The organism is Nonomuraea sp. NPDC052265 (assembly GCF_044547985.1).
Classification (GTDB): domain Bacteria; phylum Actinomycetota; class Actinomycetes; order Streptosporangiales; family Streptosporangiaceae; genus Nonomuraea.
This window is the reverse complement of the sequence record NZ_JBIUBJ010000003.1, coordinates 607,086-625,575: the sequence shown is the minus strand read 5'-3', so window position 1 is coordinate 625,575 and position 18,490 is coordinate 607,086. Positions and strand designations below refer to the sequence as shown.

The following is an 18,490-nucleotide window of genomic DNA, read 5'->3' as shown; positions in this document are numbered from 1 at the left end:
GCTGACAGCGGCCACCAACATGAAGATCATCACCGCAGAGCTCCTTCTCGAAGCATGGGGGAAGGGGATGGCCTCACGGGCCCCTCCCGTCGCACCGCGCGCTCTCCTGGTTACGTTCTGATCTCACCCAACCGCGTGCCAGGGGCTCCGGACAGGGCAGCGCCGTAGTCTCGCTGTAGTCCTCCCCCTCCCCCTAAGGGGCACGACATGAGCAACGATCAATCTCTGTTCCGCCACCCGCTGGCCTATCTGCGGGATCAGCGCGGCTGGAGCCAGACCGACGTCGCCGAGCTGGTGCAGCGCCGTTCAGGTCTGAACATGGCCGTAAATCGGCAGAAGGTCTGGCGGTGGGAGCACAACCTGGTCACGCCGGAGCTCGACGCGCAACTCGCCATCGCCGCAGAGGTGGGCATCGACCGGCGGAAAGTGTTGAATCATCCTTGGCCGTCGTGGTTGCTGATGGTCGATGGGACCGAGCCGCTCGGTCAGGCGTGGACGGTCGAGGCGGCGAAACACACCATGGCGGGGTGCATGAACGCGGACACCGATCGGCGATCGTTCCTCCTGATGTCCGGTGACGACGCCGTCCAGCTGGCCGGGGCCTGGGCGGCCGTACCCGCACAGAAGATCACCCACGCCGCCGAGGGCGGCACCGTCGACACCGAAATCGTGGCATGGGTCGAAAACCACATCCACCGGCTGTGGCGCCTGGACGACCTCGTCGGCGGCGACTACTGCCTCCACCTCGCCCAAGCCGACCTGCAGCTGGTGGCCCGTCTACTGCAGCGTGGCCGCTACCGCTCAGCCGTCGAGCAGCGCCTATTCGCCGCGGCCGGTGAACTGCTGCGGTTCGCTGGCTGGTGTGCATTCGACGGCGACCGGCACGCCGCCGCGGGACGCTACTGGCACGCAGGACTGCGCACCTCCGCCACCGGCGGCGACACGCTGACCGGCGCCTACATCCTGTCGCTCATGGCGATGCAGCACACCTACGCCGGCGATGGCCGCGCTGCGATCAACCTGCTGGAAGCCGCCCGGGAACGCATCGGCCCGGGCTCTTCCCGCGCCGTGCACGCGATGCTGGACGCCTGGCAGGTTCGCGCCCACGCCGTTGCCGGCGAACCCCGTCAGGCCGTTGAGGTGCTGTTTCGCGGTGACGACCATTGGGGGCGCCGCGACGCCGACGAGGATCCGCCGTGGATCTACTGGATGCGGCAGCCGTCCCACACGATCGAGGTCGGCATGGGCTTCGTACAGCTCGGCCGCCCGGACATCGCGGTGCGGCTGTTGGAGGGAGGCATGGCAGAGCGTGGCAGCGACTACACCCGCGACGCCGTGCTCGGCCTGACCACCGTCGCCGACGCCCAATTCGACCAGGACGACCTGGACGGCGCCGTCGACACAGCGCGCCGCGCCATCGAACTCGTCACCGGCGTCGACTCCAGCCGCGTCATCGACCATCTCCACGCCTTCGCCCAGCGGCTACCTGTGGGGGAACCTGTCGCCGAGGAGTTCCGTGCCTGCCTGAACGCTTTACCCTCCTTTATGTGACAAGCCGCTCCCAGACAGGCGGCCGTTTCAACGTGCAGACCGAACCCAGCCAACGGGCATGAATTCCGCGTGCCCCCGCAGCGTCACTCGTACAAATCGCGCATCGTGCGGCCATAGTCCGCCTGCGGGGCCAAGCCGACCTCGGCGCGTCGTTTGTCGAGGCGATCGGGATCTTCGGTCGGCCGCGGCCCGAACACCCCGTCCTGCACCCAGTACTGGGTGCCGTACACCTGAGGGCGGCCTTCGGCCACGCGGACGCGGTCGATGAGATACGCCAAGTCGGATGCCTTGGCCTGACCCGCGTCAACAGCAGCTCGGAGGAGCGGCAGGCAGCTGCGCTGAAACTCCAGATCCAGGTCAGCGTGTTGGATCAGCACCCACGCGACATGAGCGGCTTCCTCGCCGACCATGTCGTTGCCCGGCCAGCCGCGTTCAGCGATCAGGCCCTTCATGAATGCGGTGTTGCCGGTATCGACGGCATCCCACTCCTCGTCAATCTCCCGCGGCAGGGGGACACCAAGGGGTGCCACGGTTCGCACAGCCTGATCACGGTCCATGCGACGCAGCAACTCGTCCCGAAGCTCGACATCAAGCAAGACACTCTCTTTCCGCTGCAGCAATGGCGACGTTTACATCGCCCTCTCCAGGGCAGACGCGCCGCCCCGGTTCAAGATGTCGGCGATCTCCTCGGCCGTGCAGCCCGCGTCGTAGAGGGCGAAGATCTCGCGCACGAGATCGGCAGGGGTCGCGTCGGCGTAGATCGGCATGCCGGGCGGTGCAAGCGGTGCATCAGATGGCATACGGCCACGCTATCCCGGCCCGCGCCAGCAGCGCCTGCCGTCCGGGCCCGGGGCGGCCCACGTCGAAGCATGCGACGCAAGTGATCCCGCCGGTGTCGCCCTCGATGTAGGTGCGCAACTCGCCGAGCTGGGCACGGACGTCGAGCGGTGTGGCCGCGCGCGCGTACAGGGCCCAGCGGGGCGAGGCGGGTGCCAGCTCTTTGCTCAACTGTCGTTCTCCTGGTCAGTGAGGCGCGGGGTTTCGCAGCTGCTCGTCAGGTCATTGGGTTACAGGCCGACGTTACGCATGGCATTGTCGCGCCACCGGTCGACGGCGCGAATGTAGCGGAGCAGCACGGGCGAGGTCGGGGACCAGCGGCCGTGCTTGGCAATGACGGACACCGGGACCCTGGCGGCGTACGCCACGGTGGCGCCGCCCGCACGGAGGCTGTGCGCGGTGTACTCCTCCGCGCGCGGCACGCCGGCCCGGATGGCGCAGCCGCGGACGATCTCGTTGATGGCGTCGCCGCCGAGCGACCGGCCGATGCTGTCGTGCACGTACAGGCGGCGCAGCAACCGGCCGCCGTGCTCGCCGGCGTCGTCGAGGATGCTGGTCCAGGCCAGCCAGGCGTCGACCGGGTCGGTGAGCGGGTGGCTGCCGCTCGGCACAGAGATGACCTCGCCGATGCTGTTCTTGTCGGTCTTGCTGGTGCGGATCGTGATGTCCAGACCTTCGCCGGTCTGGACGACGTCGGCCCGGTTGAGGTTGACCAGCTCGGAGCGGCGGCCCATGAGCGCCAGCCCGACCACCAGGATGAGCCGGTCGCGGACGCCTATCACGGTGTTCTGGTCGCAGGCGTCGACCATGGCCTGTAGCACCGGGATGGTGACCGGCGGCGCTTCTTTCTGGTGGCGTTGGCCGTTCTCGGCTCGCTCGCGGCGGTACTGTCGCAGCACCTGCAGGGCGGCGCGGCCGTGAGGCTGGCTTTCGTAACCGGCGTTGGTGTGGCAGCTGCGGATCGCACCCATCGCCTGCTCGATGGTGGCCGGGGCGTACCCGGCGTCGGCGAGGTGCGTCACGTAGTCGACGAAGGTCTGTGCGGTCGCCGGTAGCGGCACCCGGTGGCCGTTGGAGGTGCACCAGGCGGTGAAGGCGTTCCACTGGCGGGTGTAGGCCCGTTTGGTGTTGGCGGGGATGCTGTCGGCGAGCCGCACACGGGTGCTGTCCGAGATTGCGAAGTCTGCGTCCGTGTAGGCGGGTTCTAGTGTCGTGAGCGCGGTGCCTGTCTGGTCGCGTTTGGCAAGCTCCACCCCATGCCTCCCCCAGGATTTCCATACCCGTGATAAGCCACGTTATCGCGGGTACAAAGCCAGGGTCAGGCAACCTCCGAAAAAGCCAAGAGGTAGTCAAGCGAGATCCACGTACACCTACATGAAAGCTGCGGCGAGGTGCTCATCTAGGCGGGACGCCCATCTAATGGGACACCGCCAACCAATTCGGGAACATACGTGTGTAGCTCACCACGGATCGCTGATCCGACCATCAGCCTTCAGCCCGAACCGCAGCAGATCATTCCAGCTTCCGCCTCTAACGGCTTCCTCTGGCAACCGCATCCAGAATAAGAAAAGCATCACGTTGCTGTACCCAGCGTCAGCCGCCTGCCATGCCACCTGCTCAGCACCTGCTCGATCCCCCTCCTTCTCCAGCGACTTCACTAGCGACGTCAACATCCCCACAGTGGGGCCATAATTACTCATCTTCCAAGGTGTTTTCATATTCGCATAAGCGACTATCACCCTAACAATCCCCATGTCAGTCCCATCCGGCGGACTTTCGTCCCGCGTCCGCAGCCATTCCAGATCCGGTAACGCGCTGAAGTCCCCAGTAACAGCCGCGGTCCGAAACAGTCGCTCAGCATCCACTTGATTTGTGACCGACTCCCGCAAATGAGTCAGCTTTCGCAACGCGTCGACATCCCCAGCATCAGCCGCCGCCTGATACAGAGCTGCGGCGTACCGGTAACGGATGCGATCCTCGGCGGCGCCAGCCAGGATGACGAGGTCGGTGGCGTGAGCAGCAGCGGCCTGCCAGAACTCAGCCGGAGGACACAGCCGGTGACGCTCACCGGCGCCGTGCTGTTCTAGGTAGTCGGCCAGTCGATAGCAGGGCTCGCCACCGTTCGTGCCGGCCGACCCTGCCGAGCGGCCGGGGCGGGAGCGGATGCGGGTCAGCGGCGGGCGGGCGCCCCGACAGGGCTCCGGATCGGTCAGGTAGGCGAACGCGCGCTCCAGCCAATCGTCTGGGAGAAGGTCCCACTGCTCGTCGGTCAGGTAGCCGGCGGCGGCGTCTTCCAGAAAACGACGCGGCAGGGCTAGGCCATGGCGCAAGCGGCGGGCGTCCATGGCCGCCTTCACGATGGCCTGAGCGGCGGGTTCAGCCTTGTCGTAGCGTTCGATCAGGGCCGGGCCACCAGCGAGGTACTGGGTCAGATGCCCCGAGGAGGCTCGGCTGAGGGCTTCAGCGAGCCGCAGGTCCTTGCTCTGGTCGGTGCGGCGGATCGCGACTTCGTGGTCGGCGCCGGTGAACGTTTCCGGCAGGCTGATGCTGGTGCCTTTGAGAAGCTCCCGAGCCTGGGCGTACGGGTCAGGCGGGAAACTGGGCGGGGTCGTCAGGATGGTCCAGTACTTCCGCCAGAGCGTGCCGACCACCAATACCGGACCTCGCTCAGGAGTGCGCAGTAGCTCGCGCAGCTCCGCGGTGATCTGCTCGCCGACGGCCGGGTCGGCGGTCATCAGGTAGTGCTGGGCTTCGTTGAGCCACACCACCGTGTGCGGGCCAACACGGGCCAGGTCGGCGACAGCGGCCGCAGGTCTTCCCGGGTTGAGGGGATGCCACAGCCGCCACGGCTCGCCCAGGCCGCAGACCGCTTCCCAGCAGGCGCGGGTCTTGCCGGTGGAGGAGTCGCCGATCAGCATCACCAAACGGCAGGCGCCAGCCTGGACTTCGTCCACGATCGCGGCCAGGGCGTCGTCATGGGCGCGGCGGATGTAGGCCGGCAAGTCATCTTGGGGGTGCAGTAACCACACGTCGGGGTCGGACACGAACAACCCGGCGGTGATGGCAGGATGCACCTCCAACGCCAGCGGGTTCAGGTCGGCGATCGGCTGTCCCAACCGTTCGGGTAGCTGTTCGAGTGGCCGGGACGCGGCCAGCTGTGCGGCGGTCCACAAGCTGCGGGCCTGGGCGGCAGCGTCCGTCTCGTCCCAGCGCGCTTGGCGAGCCAGCACCCTGACCACGGCCACCACGTCGGCCTGAGCCGGGGGAAGCTGTGGCCACCCGATGATCCGGTTGACGCTGTCGCGTCCAGGGGCGCCCGGCAGGTCATCATCGGCGGTGATGGCGGCGGCGATGTCGTCCAGGGACGGGCGATCGGCCTGGACGTACAGCTCGTACAGCAGGGCCTTCAGATCGGCCAATGGTCCTAGCGGCACGCTGGGGCGGACGATCGGCCGTGGCCGACGCTTGCCACCTTCGCTCCCATCGCGACTCATCGCTTCATCATCACCCCGGTTGGCGCGGTCTGCAGTCTCAAGTGCTCACGAACCGGCAACGGTGAGCCGTCTCATCGCAACTCATCCCGGCGCTTCGGGGCGGCCGGACGCTGGTCTCGGCTGGCCAGCCCGTCCTTTCCGAACTCACCATGCAGGAGCCGATCATGCATCACGTCCCCGAGTGGATTCCGGTGATCGCCAGTTGCGTCAGCCTGGCCGCCGCCGTCGTCCGGCTGATCACCGTGCGTCTGCAGCACCGCGGTGCTACCCCCGTGCCCGAAGCCGATGGCCCCTCCCGGCCGGGGCCGGAGTCCTCCGCCGGTCGCGAGGGGCGGCCCACCCTCCGGCGGTGAGCACCCACCCTGCAGCGCCTGGCGTCCGCCACGGGGCCGCCCTGCAGGGTGAGGTGTGAGATCATGCCGGCCGCGCGGTTCCCGGCATACGCGACGCCCCGCTTCCGAGGAGCGCGGGGCATCTGCGGGCCGCGGACTACAGGGCGCTCCGGACCTCTGCGACGCCGCCCGCCGCGTGGACCTTGGCGAGCAGGCTCAGGAGCAGCTCACCTTCCCCGCGGCTACCTTGCGCGAGGCCCTCGATGAACTCCCACTCATCGGGGGTGAGGGCGGCGTCCTCCAGGAGCGCCCACGTGCTGGCCATCATCGCGTTGAAGGTCGCTTCGTCCTTCGTGATCTCGTGGCCCTCGGTGGCGATCACGAGGGGGGCGGTGGCGGTGATGGCGGTCATGCGGGCCTCCGTGGCGGGGTGGTGGTGGGGTGGTGGTTTTTGTTATATCTATATCATAGAAAACTATCATTTCTATAGTGCAGTGTGGGGCGAGAATTACCGAAGTTTTCGCAGTTCACCGCCACTTCCCGCTCGGGTGGGGCGTCGACGGTCTGCGACTACACCGCTGCACCCGCGTACTGGTAGACCCACGACCCGCCCGCCGGGCCGACCTTCAACCGGTACCGATGCCGTACCGGCGTACCCTGCTCCCCCGCACCCACCAGGACGTCACGCACCGACGGCGGCACACCCGCGTCCCCCGCCAGCTCGACCACGGCGAGCTCACCGTCGGCGGGGCCGCCCACCATGGCCACCTCGGCGACGGCCTGGCCCTCCCCCTCCACGACGCCCCCGCCTACCGTCCGCCACTGCCGAAACTCCGCGTGTAGCCGGCCGCCGGGCCCGGCCCGGTCGAGGTCGGGCGTTGCGGCAATGGCGCGTGGATCGCCGTCCCGCTGTTCGGCATCGGCAACAGCCCATACACCAGGTACACCGACGCGTCGATCCGGCCGGGCGAGTCCGGGTCGGTCGGCATCCACGTCGCCCACTCCCGTTCGAGGTCAGTGTGCACCCCACGCAACCGCACCTTGTCCAGGATCATCTGCTGCGCGATCGGCTCAGCCCGCAAGACTTTGCCCTGCTTGGCGCGGACCGACTTCACCAGCGGCGGCAGCTTCCGCTCCGGGATCTCCCCGTCGCGCTGCAGCGCCTCCCACGAGGTGCGTATCGCCAGCTCGCACATGTCGCCGCCGTAGTTGCTCTCCACGAACACCACGCCCGCGTTCGTCTCGTACGCCAGCCTGCACGCCGCAGTGGACCACCCCGTCGACGACATGACGCCCGACCAGTCGTGCGTGATCCACACCCGGCCGTCATCGCCGAGGAACCCACCCACCACGCCGGCGGTGTCGCGGCCGCCGCCCGACGGGTCGACCGACACGGCGACCTTCTGCGGTTCGACGTTCTCCCCACGGTCGCGGAGCTGCCGCAGCAGCTCCTCCGACACCAGGGCGCCCTCGGCCGGCTGCGGGTCACCCTGCCCGAGCGCGTGCCAGTCCCGCACGATCGACGTGCGTTTCATGTCGTGCCACCAGGCCAACAGCGCCGCCCGGTCCCGTGTGCGGATCTTCGGGTGGGGCAACGGGTCGCCGGGCTGCCTGCCCAGCGGGTCGGCGCCGAACTTGGGGTCGGCGATCGCCGGCAGGTGCACGACTTTCCAGCGGCCGCCTTCCTCCAGGCTGCCTTCTTCGGCGAGGCGCCGGCCGGCGAGGTCGTCCGGGTGCCACCTCGTCAGGATGATCACTACGGCGTTGCGGTCGGGCTGCAGCCGCTTGAGCGCCGTGCTGGAGTACCAGTCGTGGACGGCCTGCCGCATGCGTGAGGACTCGGCGTCAGCGCGGTCCTTGTGCGGGTCGTCGACGGCCAGCAGGTTCACGCTGAACCCAGTGAGGCCGGCCCCGACGCCAACGGAGCGGACGCCACCGCCGGTGGTGAGGTCCCAGTCCTTGGCCGCGCCGGAGCCTGGCTTGACCTGCAGGTCGTACTCGTGGCCGTGCTCGTCGACCAGGTCACGGATCACCTTGCCGCGACGCAACGCCAGGTCATCGGAGTACGACGCGACAGCGATCTTGTCCTGGGGGTGCTTGGCCAGCCACCAGAACGGGCCCCACTCCGCGACAGACGTCGACTTCCCGACCTGCGGTGGGGTCACGATGAGCAGCCGGTCGTAGTCGCCGCGCTCGACACCAGCCATCGCCTCGCCGATCACCCGCAGGTGCGGCCGCATCCGGAAGTTCGCGTCCAGGCCGCGAGCCAACGAGACCGGAGTGCGGAGCAGGTCGCCTCGGGTGGCCTGCGACGCGGCGGCGAGCTGCCGGTACAGATCGACGTCGTCCAGGTGGGCCAGCCGGTCGGTGAGGTCCTGGCCGCTCAAGCGCGGACGCTACCGGGGATCGGCCCGCATGCGATCAGATGCGGCAGTCGCCGGCACAGCGCTGCGGACACATGTAGCCCCTCTGTGGAAGGGCCCGGCCCACGACCAGCGGCTGCGGCACATGGTACTGGAGCCGTCAGCCGTCCCCGTGGCGATCACTCGTCGTCGAAGTCGCCGACCGCCTCGATGCGCCGCGCCACCTGGTCGGCCAGCGCGGCGAGCTCAACCCGCCGCTGCTCGGGTGTCAGCTCGGCGAAGCGGGTGACCAGTGCGGCCATCGGGTCGGCGCCGCCCGGCCCGGTGATCGCGATCGTGCTGGTCGGGTCGCCGAACAGCTGACGGCGTAGCCGCATGGTGGTCTCGGCGAGGCGGGTGAACTCAGCCCACGTCATCTTGTCGGGCCGCATGTTCGGCAGCGCCTGGCCGACGAGACCCGTCATGGCGCGCAGGATCGTGGCGTCGGATTCAGCGGCCCGTCGCCGCTCCTGTTCGAGCATTGCCTGGTACTGCTGCGTGTTGTGCGCGTCCCAGGCGGCGACCCGTTGCTGCCACAGGTGGGTGGTGGCGAGGTTACGGGTGTGGCCGTAGGACAGTGTCAGCCTTTCCGCAGCTTTCGTCAGCGTGCGAACGAGCCCGAGGTCCCGGTAGGTGACGAACTGTCCGTATTTCTTCGCGCTTTCGCCTGGCTGACGATCCCAGGGGGGCACGGTGGGGTCGAGCTGGAACGTAGTCATGTGCCTCCTCGGGAAGGTTGGGCTCCGGCGTGGGCGGTTCCGATGGTGTGTCCCGGGGGCTGCGAGGGGGGTGGTGGGCGTGTCTGGGGGCGGTCTGGGCCTGTGGGGGGTGCCGGGGTGGAGGTGGGATTTCAGCCGGCGAGGGCCGGTTCACTGTCGGTGTCGGTGTCGCTGTCGGCGCTTTCGAGGCGGGCTTGTTCGACTTCGCGGCGGGCGAGGTCGGTCAGGAGGGCGACCATCGTGGTGAAGTTGCGGATGTCGCGGCAGCGGCCGAACTCGTAGACGGCGGCGGAGAACGCTTCGAACTGTTCGGCGTCGGCGACACCGATGAGGTCGGTGGCGTTGTCGATGAACTTGATGGCGTCTTTGAAGTCGGCCATCTGGCGGGGCAGGAACATCAGGGTGGCGATGCGCCAGTCGAACTCTCCATGGGGGATGGACAGTTTCGTGTCGTCGGGGTTGACGGTGGGCAGGGCGTCTTCGGGGAGGCCGGTGGCGAGCAGGTCGTCCACGTTGTCGATCAGCGCGACGAGGTGGGCGAGGATGTCGCGGTCGGTCTCGCCGTGGAGCTCGTTGTGTGCGATCTGCTTAGCGATGATCTCTGAGCGTCGCATGGAGCGCATGTCGACGATGGCCCAGACGTGTGAGAGGCCGGCGGCGCGGGTGGCGCGGCAGCGGTGGTGCCCGCTGATGACCTCAATGGGGCCTTCGCCGTGAGGCTGGTGGCAGTACGGCATGCTTTCCAGGGCTCCGCGGTTGCGGATGTTCTCAGTGAGCCGCTCGAAGTGGCGGGGCTGCATGACCTGCGCGTTGATGTCCTGCTCGCGCAAGGAGGTGATCTCTACTTGCATGACCCACAGGTCGTCGCCGATTTTCAGGCGGTCTGCTGACGGCGTGCCTTTCGCCATGTCTTCTCCTTCGTGAGGAAGCGGGTACGGATGTCGTCGATGCTGTCGTCGGTCCAGTCGGCGCGGTAGGACAGCTTGTATCCGTCGGGGTGGGTGTCGCGCTTCTCCAGGGTCATGAGGCCGCGCAGCCCCTTGACCTCGGGGTGGCGGGTCATCTCGACGGTGACCAGGCCGTGGGAGGCGGCGAGCAGGATGCTGGACTGGCCGGTGAACACCTGCTTGGCGGTGTCGCGGCGTAGCGCGATCATCGTGATCAGGCGGGTCAGGCGGTAGTTCAGGGTGGGGGCGCCGAACGCGAACCGCAGCAGCAGGTGCGACTGCCAGCGGCTCTTGCCGTGTGGGAAGGGCCGGGTCATGGTTTCGGCGCCGTAGCCGATGACGCCGGCGGCGTAGCCGTCGATCGCGACGAGCAGGTTGTAGGAGCCGGGCGTGGCCGACAGGCGGTGCATCCACAGGCTGCGGTAGTAGTCGCACTCGCCGCCCTTGACGGGGATCAGCTGGATCGTCGACTCTTCGGTGACCTCGTGGCCCGGCGGGATGACCGGCAGCGGGGCGGGCTGGTAGGTGCGGGAAGCGCCGAGCGCCACCTTCGGCCCGCCGGTGTAGGTGAAGATCTCGTCGGGCCGGTTGGAGATGACGTACGCGCAGGAGCCGGGGCCGAGCGGGTGAGCGAACACGGGGCGGGGGTGCGCGGCCTGGCCGGTGCGGTCCTCCTGCAGGAACATCAGCAGCGCGGCCTTGCCTTCCATGTCGTCGGCCAGGCGCTGCATGTCGGTCTCGGGGTCGAAGATGCTGTAGGTGGGCTCGGCCCATTCGATGCGGCCGCCGGTGTCGAAGAACTTTTCGAAGCCACTTTTGTACGTCGGGGGTGCCGCCACGATGATCGTTCCTGGGTCGTCGGCGACCTGGGCGATGTGGTCCCACATGCACTGGGGGCGGAAGCTGATGCCGGGCAGGCGGTCGACGAGGCCCTGCAGCGAGTGGCTCAGGTGGGCGCGGTGCTCATCGGCGCGGTCCACGAGGTCGGTGACGAGACTCTGCCAGTAGTCCACTTCGGGTTTGGCCTGCATGCGGGCCAGCCAGTGGACGTACAGCAGGTGCGCGGCCTGGGCGACGGGGTCGGCGTCGGGTAGTTCGACGGGTTCGCCGTCCAGGGTGATGCGGAGCGTCTCCAGGTCGCCTCCGGACAGGAGGGTTCCGACGATGGAGGAGTAGAGGGTGACGTCGCTGCTTTCCACGGCGCTCGGGGGGATGCCGGCGTTGACGGCGACGAGCGTCGCGGCGAAGGACCCGACGCCGACCTCGACGTAACGGGTGTAGCGGTCTTTGGGGAGGGCGTTGAACACGCACCGGTAGAACGCCCTGTCGGGGGCGGCGGAATTACCCGCGAAGAGCACTCCGGGGGCGGCGAATCCTGGCATGAGGTTTCCTCCCGTTGTGCGTAGACCGCAGAGAAGGATTCGAACCTTCGACCTCCGCCTTAGGTCTTCGGCTTACGCCGAAGGGCGGTGCTCTATCCGCTGAGCTATCTGCGGTGCAGTTGCAGCGGTCAGAATGCTAGCAGTTGTGCCGGCCCTGACTGCGCTCCGATTTCTGGTACCTCCCAGCCGTAGTTGGTGTGGAACCATTCGGCGGCCCAGCGGCGGTGGCACGCCTCGCCTGCGTTGACGTTTTCGTAACAGAGCAGGACACCGGTTCTGCCGGGATATTTGGCGGCGATTTCGGTGAGTTCCCGCAGGATGTCGTCCTGGTGGGCGACGAGCCGCTTGTTGTAGACCCACCGTTCGGTGGGGATGTCGTCGATGTCCTTGTAGGGGGGTGCGAACAGTTCGTGCGGGGCGAGGGACATTGCTTTCTCGTACGGGTATCGGACGAATCGTGGGTGACCGACGGTGATGCGGATGGGGACGCCGAGTTCTGGGTCGAAGGATTTCCAGCTGCTAGTCGCCAACATCACCGGCCGACCTTTTATCAGTTCCATAAAGACCATTCTAACCATTGTTTGACCGACCTCATTTGTTTTGCCGAATTAGCGGTAATTGTTTTTGCTATGGCTATTGTCCTTTCGGTGGTGGTGGTGGGGGGGTCGGGCCGGGAGCGGGCCGGGAATGGGCCCGCTCCCGGCCGCGTTTCAGGCGGCCGCGGTGGCGTCGCCGGCCGCGATCTCGGGGGAGATCTGCAGGGCGCCCGCGCGGACGGCGGCCGCCGCGCCGGCCTGGCGCAGAGCCGTGGTGGCCTTGGCGGCCTGGTCCTTGAGGTGGTCGATGCACATCCGCTGGGCGGGCAGGCCGCCGGGGGCGCCGGCGAGCAGCAGCGCCAGCTCGGCGGGGTCCATGGCGGCGATCTCGGCCAGGATGGCGCTCGCGGCGCCGAGCCGCTCGATCTTGCTGACGAGCTTGCGCCGGTCGATGACGAGCTGCTCGCGCTTGTACTCGGGCAGGTCGAGCTCGCCGAGCAGCGCGGCCTGGTGGCCGCTCGCGATCTGTGCCGCCTCAAGGGCGTCTTCGGACAGGACGAAGAAGCTGCCCTGGCTGGCCTGGTCCTCTTCGGCCCGCCGGCACGCCTGGGCGAATGCCTCGGCCTCGCGGATGTTGGGGAACTCCCCGCGGGTGAAGCGGACGAGGAACCGGTCCTGGTTGGCCGGGGTCAGGCAGGCGACGTACCAGGCGAGACCCACGGGGATGTGGCCCTTGGCGAGCGCCTCGCGCATCGGGCCGGTCAGCTTGAGCAGGTCCAGGCGAAGCTCGACGAAGTTCAGGGACTTGCCGCAGACGGTGGCGACCTTCTCCATGGTGTAGCCGAGGTCGATCAGCTTCTGGAATGCCTTGCCTTCCTCCAGGGGGGTCATGTCGACCCTGCCGACGTTCTCGGCGACGGCCTTGGCGAAGGTCTCGGGGTCGCCCTCCTCGATGCCGTGCAGCACGAGGCAGTGCATCTCGGGCAGCTCGGCGATCTGGGCGGCTCGCCAGCGTCGCTCGCCCATCACGAGGGTGTACCGCTTGGTCGAGGGGATGTAGCGGACGCTGATCGGCTGGAGCTGGCCGAGTTCCCGCATGGAGGCGGCCAGCTCGTTGAGCTGGTCGGGGTCGAAGAACTCGCGGGGCTGGCCGGGGTCGCGGTCGATCCGGCTGGTCTCGATGGTCTTCTGGCTGACCTTCGCGGGTGCCGCCTTGGTGGTCGCGGTGCTGGGGGCCATCCGACGCTCCTTCATGGTAGGGGCCATAACTGCTTTGCTTATATCTAAATCATATGACACTGTTCTTTTGATATCCATCTGGGGCGGGGAATTGACCTGCAGAAAGTCCACCCCGCCCGGCGCCTCGAAGCCCCCGCGGGCTCGCTTCCACACGGGCGGGCTCACGCCGCGATCTCCAGCTGTCTCGGCCCCTTGAGGCCCTCGGCCCACGCCTCGTCGAACCCCGGCCCGATCTTGTCGGGGACGACGTCCGGGACGACGGTCAGCGTCGCCTCGACGCACGGGTAATACAGGTTCCGGCGGTGCAGCCAGACCCGGCGGTGGGCGCCGTCGGATTCCACCGTCGCGCCGAGCGAGCGGGCGTAGCCGGTGAGCGCGTCGAGGACCTCCGCCCGGTTGCCGCCACCCAGGCGGACGGCCGAGCGGACCGCGTTGGCCATCTTCATCATGTCGTCGTCGCGGGCGCGGAAGGCGCGGCGCACCTCGTACACCGCTGATGAGGCTCTCCGAAGATCCTCAGGAGTACTCACCGAAGATCCTCACTTGGTTGTTCAGTACAGTACGGCTTTAGCTGTGGTTCGTCACGGATCGTGACGGCGTGTTGACGTACGCTGCGGCGGGTGCGACGAGCAGGTTGATGACGGCGACCGGTTGGTGGCAGTTCGGGCAGTTCTGGACGCCGCTTGGTGCCTGGTCGGTGCGGTAGCCCGAGACGTACGGGTCGAACGATTGCGTGACGGCGTTCGCCGTACTGGCCGTGTCGACATGGTCCGTACTGACGTGGTCAGCCGCCGTACTCGCCGTACTCGGGGACGCCGTGACGGTGACGGTGTCTGGGTGCCCCGCGGTCGCCGGGGTCCTGGGGCCGCCGTTGTTGCTCGCGCGCCACCAGCGGGCCTTGCAGATCGGGTCGCAGAACCGTCGTTTGGGGTTGCGGCTGGTCCAGGTGAACGACTCGCCGCAGGTGGCGCACTTGCGGGTGGCAGTGCGGGTCTTTTTAGCCCGGGTCATGACCGGACCGCTTTGCCGGTGACGGGGGTGCCGTGAGCGGCGGCTTTGCGCAGCGCGTCGGCGCGGGCTTGGTGGGAGCGCATCCGATAGGACGGCCCGTCGATACCGACGATGATCCCTCGGTGCAGGAGCCGGTCGATGAGCGCGGCCGCGAGCATCGGGTCCCCGAGCCGCTCGGCCCACCCGTTGATGCCGACGTGACTGGTCGTGATGATCGAGCCCTTCAAGTATCGGGTGTTGACGACCTCGAACAGCAGGGACCGGCCGTCCTCGTCGAGTTTGCGATAGCCGAACTCGTCGATCACCAGGAGGCGGGGCTGGGCGAAGAACCGCAGCCCCGTTTGGAAGCGGTGTTCGGCGACGGCTTTCTTCAGCCGGCGGACCAGGTCCTCACAGGTGGTGAAGTAGGCCTTGTGTCCGGCCTCGGCGGCGGCGCGGGCCAGGCAGATCGACAGCATGGTCTTGCCGACGCCGGGCTGGCCGATGAGGATCACGTTCGCGGCGTCGTCGAGGAAGCGCAAGGTCGCGAGCTCCCGGATCAACTTTTCGTCGACGCCGGGCTGAGCGGAGAAGTCGTAGTCGTCGATACCCCACGGGGCGGGCAGGTTCGCAAAATGCAGTCGTGAGGCCTGCTGCCGGTTCTCGGTCGCGTCGACCTCGATGGCCAGGAGCTGCTCGATTGCCTCCAGCTCAGAGGTTCCCTCCTGGCGGGCGGCGTCCAGCACGCCGGACAGCGCTTCGGCGGCCGCCCCCATCTTCAAGAACGCCAGATGCGAGCGCAGCCGCTGATAGATCTGCGCCGAGGTTCTGGGCGGGACGGTCGGGTCAGTGGTGATGGTCATGAAGAATCCCCCTTGTTCGGTGGTGTTCGCCCAGACCCCCGGGCCCGTCCGCCGGGCAGGCGAACGGCCCCGAGTTCGAGATGTGGTTCAGCTGTCGGCAGCGGCCCGGTCGATGTCGACCGGGCCGCCGTTGTCAAGGTCACCGGCCAAGATCGGGCGGCTGGCGGCGGCATAGGCCGCGAAGTCGACCACCGGGCCTGCCTCATCGGTCACCGCAAGGCCCGTCACCCGGGCGCGGATCTGCTCGGCCTCGGCGAGCGCCTCGGCTGACGGCGGGATCCGCTGCTTGCGCTTGCAGGGCCCGCGCGTGTCACCGGACGCGGACAGGACCGCCTTCTCCAACGCGGTCACGTGTTCGTCGGCACAGACGATCGCGTGAGCGCCCTTGGGTTCGAGTCAATGCCGGGCCAGGGTGTTGCCCGCAGCCGAGGTGATGTCGGCGACCTCGGCGCCCAGCACTCGGCTGACGGTGACGTCCTGGCCGCGATGGCCGGGCGGGACGGAGTAGAGGTTCCCGTCGAAGGACACCAGCGCCTGCGGCGACACCGTCCGGGTCACCGCCAGGACCGCCGGGAACGGAGCCGGCAACGACGACAGTGGCTCGGCCTGGGCGAACGTCGCCACGTTCTGCTTGATCCCGCCGGCCCACCGGACCCGCAGGTCAGCGGTCCGCTGGCACCAGGCGTCCAGGGACGCCTGGGCCCGCTCCGGCGTGAGGTCGTCCGCCAGGGTCCGCCACCATCGCTGGGCGGCCATGTCGTTAGACTTTTCCACCGATCCCTTGCGCTGCCCCCGCCTGGGCGGACACACCACCGCCGACACCCCGTAATACTTCGCGACCTGCGCGAACGAGGCGGAGATGTCCTGGGTCTGATGGTCGAACACCGTTGACATCCGGTCGAAGCGCCACCCCAGTGTCAGCCCGCCCAGCCGCTCAGCGATCTGGTGCAGGCCCTCGATCAGATGCGGCTGGTCCTGCGAGGCTGACAGCCACCCCCGCCATCGGCCTGAATACGGCAACGACCCGACCAGCAGATATGCCTCCCGCCGCCACCCCCAGTGCTTGGGCGGGTCTGGCAGGTGGACCCAATCCCACTGAGTCTCCGCCCCGGGCTCGTGATCGATGACCGCGACGTCTCGGCCCTTGCCCTGATGACACGGCTCGCAGTGCGGCCGCAGCCCCCGCACCCGGATCGCCCGCGTCAGCGACGAATACCCACCACCGAACCCCAGCCCCTCGAGCTCTTCCAGCAGCGTGGTCGCCTGCAGATGCGGATCCTGCCGGAACCGGACCCGGCAGTACTCCTCGAACACCGCGAAGCCGTCCGGCCCCGCCGGCTTACGCTGCCCTGGCACCCGCTCCCCGCTCAGATAAGCCCGGATGGTCTTACGATCCCGGCCCAGATGCCGGGCGATCGCCGAGATCGACCACCCCCGGCCGCGCAATGCCTGCGCTTCCACGTCTTCCCCCTGTGTGAGCATTCGTTGTGAGCTCCCTCGACGCCAACGGACTTCAGACATCCGAAGCGTCGAGGGAGCCCCTCACCAACCGGAACGATCTCCGGCAACGACACACCCAAGCTGGGGAAATTCAACGAGCAGGACTGAGGATCTTCACAGAGCGTCATCACCGCCCACCGCTGGCCGTCCAGGTACTCGGCGAACTGGCGCAGCAGCGGCCCGGAATCCGGGGCGGCGGCCAGGAGGTCGACCAGCCGCTTCCCGCCGGCGAGGCCCTGGCGCGGGTTCAGCGCGACCGCGGTGTGCTCCATGAGGAGCGGCAGCATCGCCTGATCGGGGTCGGCGATGTAGCGGGGGATGGTGCGGACCCTGCCTGCTTCGCTGGTCAGGGCATAAGGGCAGAAGGTGCAGGCGCTCTTGATCCACTCGGTTTTGAGGTGCTCGCGAATGTACGCCTCGGCGTCTTCACGGTGCCAGCCCCATTCGATCAGCGGGTAGACCGGGTTGCGGCCGGGCATGCCGAGCTGCGCCTGGTCGGCCATCATCCTGCCGAGCTCGCCCAGCTCGAAACCCACCACGTGGTCGTAGGGGCGGCCGCCGGTGAACTCCTTCACCCACCGGTCCAGGACCCAGCCCTTGAACTTCAAGCTGCTTCTCTGCACCAAGCAAGCCGACACGCCGGAACAGCTTTGAAGCTGTTGCTGCGCGCCGCTCGCCGCCGATAAGGCGGCGCGCAGCAACAGCCGTCCGATTGCCTGTCGTCACTCGCCCTGCTTCTGAACGACCATCTGGTTCGGGGCCAGCCCCTTACGGCCGAGTATCCGCTCATGCCGATGAGCGAGCGTGACAGGATTGAGGTTCGCGGCGGCAGGAGATGCTAGGTGTCATGCCGTCCGAATGTGTGGGCCAGCCCTGCGGTTTCCCGAGAATGCCCTCGGTTGAGCGTCCGGCACCGGCCGGGCGAACGAGCGGACTCGCGTCGCTATCCTGATCATGGACCGCACCGGAAGGAAATTGCCCGTGACCACTTATCTGCTTGTACCTGGCGCCTGGCACGGCGGCTGGTGGTACGACCCCGTAGTCCCCGCTCTCAAGGATGCCGGGCACACCGTGATCGCGCTCACTCCCTTGGGCCTGGATCCGGACGCAACTCCGCCACAACAGGCGATCACCCTGGACGACCACGTGCACCAGGCTATCCAGGCACTGCGGGCAGTTCCCCCGGAGGCGGACGGCAAGCGCGACGCAGTGCTCGTCGGCCATAGCTACGGCGGAAGCATCATCAGCGGTGTCGCGGACGCCGAATGCGACCGAATCCGAGCACTGGTCTACCTGGATGCCCTGATCCCCGAAAATGGGGATTCCAGCTGGTCGATGACCAACGACGAGGAACATGCCTGGTACATCGACGGGTCAGCCCGTACCGGAGTTTTCGTTGACCCCTTGCCGTTTTTCGACAGGCGTGCACGCCCGCACCCGCTGGCCACACTGATGCAAGCCTCGAAACTCACGGGGGCGTGGCGCCGCGTACCCGTCAAGCACTATGTCGAAGCAACAGGTTGGCCTGGTGAATCCCCGCTCGCGGCCATGACAGCGAAAGCACGCGCCGACGAACAGTTCACTGTGCATGCCTGGGACACTCCACACAACGTCATGCACAACGCTTCAGAGTTCGTCCTGAAGCTCATCATCGACCTCTAAGCTTGGCGCAGGTGCCGTGACCTCGATGGCAGACCA

At 67.7% G+C, this 18,490-nt stretch carries 21 protein-coding genes and 1 tRNA gene; 2 read left to right on the top strand and 20 right to left on the bottom strand.

Annotated elements, in window-relative coordinates:
* Positions 1–207: 207 nt before the first annotated feature.
* The gene (locus ACIHAD_RS12690; RefSeq protein WP_397354488.1) at positions 208–1,551 is read left to right on the top strand and encodes a helix-turn-helix transcriptional regulator; all 1,344 of its coding nucleotides are present in this window, start codon (positions 208–210) and stop codon (positions 1,549–1,551) included.
* An 83-nt stretch (positions 1,552–1,634) separates the two neighbouring features.
* Here the strand turns inward: ACIHAD_RS12690 and ACIHAD_RS12685 are convergent, their stop codons facing one another.
* The 20 genes from ACIHAD_RS12685 to ACIHAD_RS12590 all read right to left on the bottom strand — a co-directional run bounded on the left by ACIHAD_RS12685 (position 1,635) and on the right by ACIHAD_RS12590 (position 17,493).
* Complete coding sequence (locus ACIHAD_RS12685; RefSeq protein ID WP_397354487.1) at positions 1,635–2,147, bottom strand: DUF6624 domain-containing protein; 513 nt, start codon at positions 2,145–2,147, stop codon at positions 1,635–1,637.
* Positions 2,148–2,180: 33 nt separating this feature from the next.
* Complete coding sequence (locus ACIHAD_RS12680) at positions 2,181–2,351, bottom strand: hypothetical protein (RefSeq protein WP_397354486.1); 171 nt, start codon at positions 2,349–2,351, stop codon at positions 2,181–2,183.
* Positions 2,341–2,559, bottom strand: a complete 219-nt coding sequence (locus tag ACIHAD_RS12675; RefSeq protein WP_397354485.1) for a hypothetical protein — start codon at positions 2,557–2,559, stop codon at positions 2,341–2,343. Before ACIHAD_RS12675 ends, ACIHAD_RS12680 begins: the two co-directional genes overlap by 11 nt.
* A gap of 59 nt (positions 2,560–2,618) precedes the next feature.
* Positions 2,619–3,545 carry an integrase gene (locus ACIHAD_RS12670; RefSeq protein WP_397354484.1) on the bottom strand — a complete coding sequence of 309 codons (927 nt, stop codon included), beginning with the start codon at positions 3,543–3,545 and terminating at the stop codon, positions 2,619–2,621.
* 303 nt (positions 3,546–3,848) lie between these two features.
* Positions 3,849–5,807: a hypothetical protein gene (locus tag ACIHAD_RS12665; RefSeq protein ID WP_397354483.1), complete on the bottom strand. Its 1,959-nt coding sequence runs from the start codon at positions 5,805–5,807 to the stop codon at positions 3,849–3,851.
* 564 nt (positions 5,808–6,371) lie between these two features.
* Positions 6,372–6,626 (bottom strand): hypothetical protein, encoded by a 255-nt coding sequence (locus ACIHAD_RS12660; protein WP_397354482.1) that lies wholly within the window; start codon positions 6,624–6,626, stop codon positions 6,372–6,374.
* A 158-nt stretch (positions 6,627–6,784) separates the two neighbouring features.
* Complete coding sequence (locus tag ACIHAD_RS12655) at positions 6,785–7,012, bottom strand: hypothetical protein (protein WP_397354481.1); 228 nt, start codon at positions 7,010–7,012, stop codon at positions 6,785–6,787.
* An 11-nt stretch (positions 7,013–7,023) separates the two neighbouring features.
* Entirely contained in the window at positions 7,024–8,601 is a 1,578-nt protein-coding gene (locus ACIHAD_RS12650) for a terminase large subunit domain-containing protein (protein WP_397354480.1), read from the bottom strand.
* Positions 8,602–8,756: 155 nt separating this feature from the next.
* Positions 8,757–9,335, bottom strand: coding sequence for a hypothetical protein (locus tag ACIHAD_RS12645; RefSeq protein WP_397354479.1), 579 nt, complete (start codon positions 9,333–9,335; stop codon positions 8,757–8,759).
* Positions 9,336–9,466: 131 nt separating this feature from the next.
* The gene (locus tag ACIHAD_RS12640) at positions 9,467–10,243 is read right to left on the bottom strand and encodes a ParB N-terminal domain-containing protein (RefSeq protein WP_397354478.1); all 777 of its coding nucleotides are present in this window, start codon (positions 10,241–10,243) and stop codon (positions 9,467–9,469) included.
* Complete coding sequence (locus ACIHAD_RS12635) at positions 10,210–11,664, bottom strand: hypothetical protein (RefSeq protein ID WP_397354477.1); 1,455 nt, start codon at positions 11,662–11,664, stop codon at positions 10,210–10,212. The genes ACIHAD_RS12640 and ACIHAD_RS12635 overlap by 34 nt, the downstream gene beginning before the upstream one ends.
* Before the next feature lie 24 nt (positions 11,665–11,688).
* Positions 11,689–11,778: transfer RNA gene (locus ACIHAD_RS12630), tRNA-OTHER, on the bottom strand.
* Positions 11,779–11,792: 14 nt separating this feature from the next.
* Positions 11,793–12,224: a hypothetical protein gene (locus ACIHAD_RS12625; protein ID WP_397354476.1), complete on the bottom strand. Its 432-nt coding sequence runs from the start codon at positions 12,222–12,224 to the stop codon at positions 11,793–11,795.
* Between the two features lie 150 nt (positions 12,225–12,374).
* The gene (locus ACIHAD_RS12620) at positions 12,375–13,439 is read right to left on the bottom strand and encodes a ParB/RepB/Spo0J family partition protein (protein WP_397354475.1); all 1,065 of its coding nucleotides are present in this window, start codon (positions 13,437–13,439) and stop codon (positions 12,375–12,377) included.
* A gap of 161 nt (positions 13,440–13,600) precedes the next feature.
* Complete coding sequence (locus ACIHAD_RS12615; protein ID WP_397354474.1) at positions 13,601–13,930, bottom strand: hypothetical protein; 330 nt, start codon at positions 13,928–13,930, stop codon at positions 13,601–13,603.
* Positions 13,931–14,006: 76 nt separating this feature from the next.
* Positions 14,007–14,450 carry a hypothetical protein gene (locus ACIHAD_RS12610; protein ID WP_397354473.1) on the bottom strand — a complete coding sequence of 148 codons (444 nt, stop codon included), beginning with the start codon at positions 14,448–14,450 and terminating at the stop codon, positions 14,007–14,009.
* Positions 14,447–15,292: an IS21-like element helper ATPase IstB gene (gene istB / locus ACIHAD_RS12605; protein ID WP_397354472.1), complete on the bottom strand. Its 846-nt coding sequence runs from the start codon at positions 15,290–15,292 to the stop codon at positions 14,447–14,449. The genes ACIHAD_RS12610 and istB overlap by 4 nt, the downstream gene beginning before the upstream one ends.
* Positions 15,293–15,379: 87 nt before the next feature.
* Positions 15,380–15,643 (bottom strand): hypothetical protein, encoded by a 264-nt coding sequence (locus tag ACIHAD_RS12600; RefSeq protein ID WP_397354471.1) that lies wholly within the window; start codon positions 15,641–15,643, stop codon positions 15,380–15,382.
* Positions 15,644–15,688: 45 nt separating this feature from the next.
* Positions 15,689–16,753 (bottom strand): Mu transposase domain-containing protein, encoded by a 1,065-nt coding sequence (locus tag ACIHAD_RS12595; RefSeq protein ID WP_397354470.1) that lies wholly within the window; start codon positions 16,751–16,753, stop codon positions 15,689–15,691.
* Positions 16,660–17,493, bottom strand: a complete 834-nt coding sequence (locus ACIHAD_RS12590; protein ID WP_397354469.1) for a hypothetical protein — start codon at positions 17,491–17,493, stop codon at positions 16,660–16,662. The genes ACIHAD_RS12595 and ACIHAD_RS12590 overlap by 94 nt, the downstream gene beginning before the upstream one ends.
* A 253-nt stretch (positions 17,494–17,746) precedes the next feature.
* Between ACIHAD_RS12590 and ACIHAD_RS12585 the strand changes: the two genes are divergently transcribed.
* Complete coding sequence (locus ACIHAD_RS12585; RefSeq protein WP_397354468.1) at positions 17,747–18,454, top strand: alpha/beta fold hydrolase; 708 nt, start codon at positions 17,747–17,749, stop codon at positions 18,452–18,454.
* Positions 18,455–18,490 lie beyond the last annotated feature (36 nt).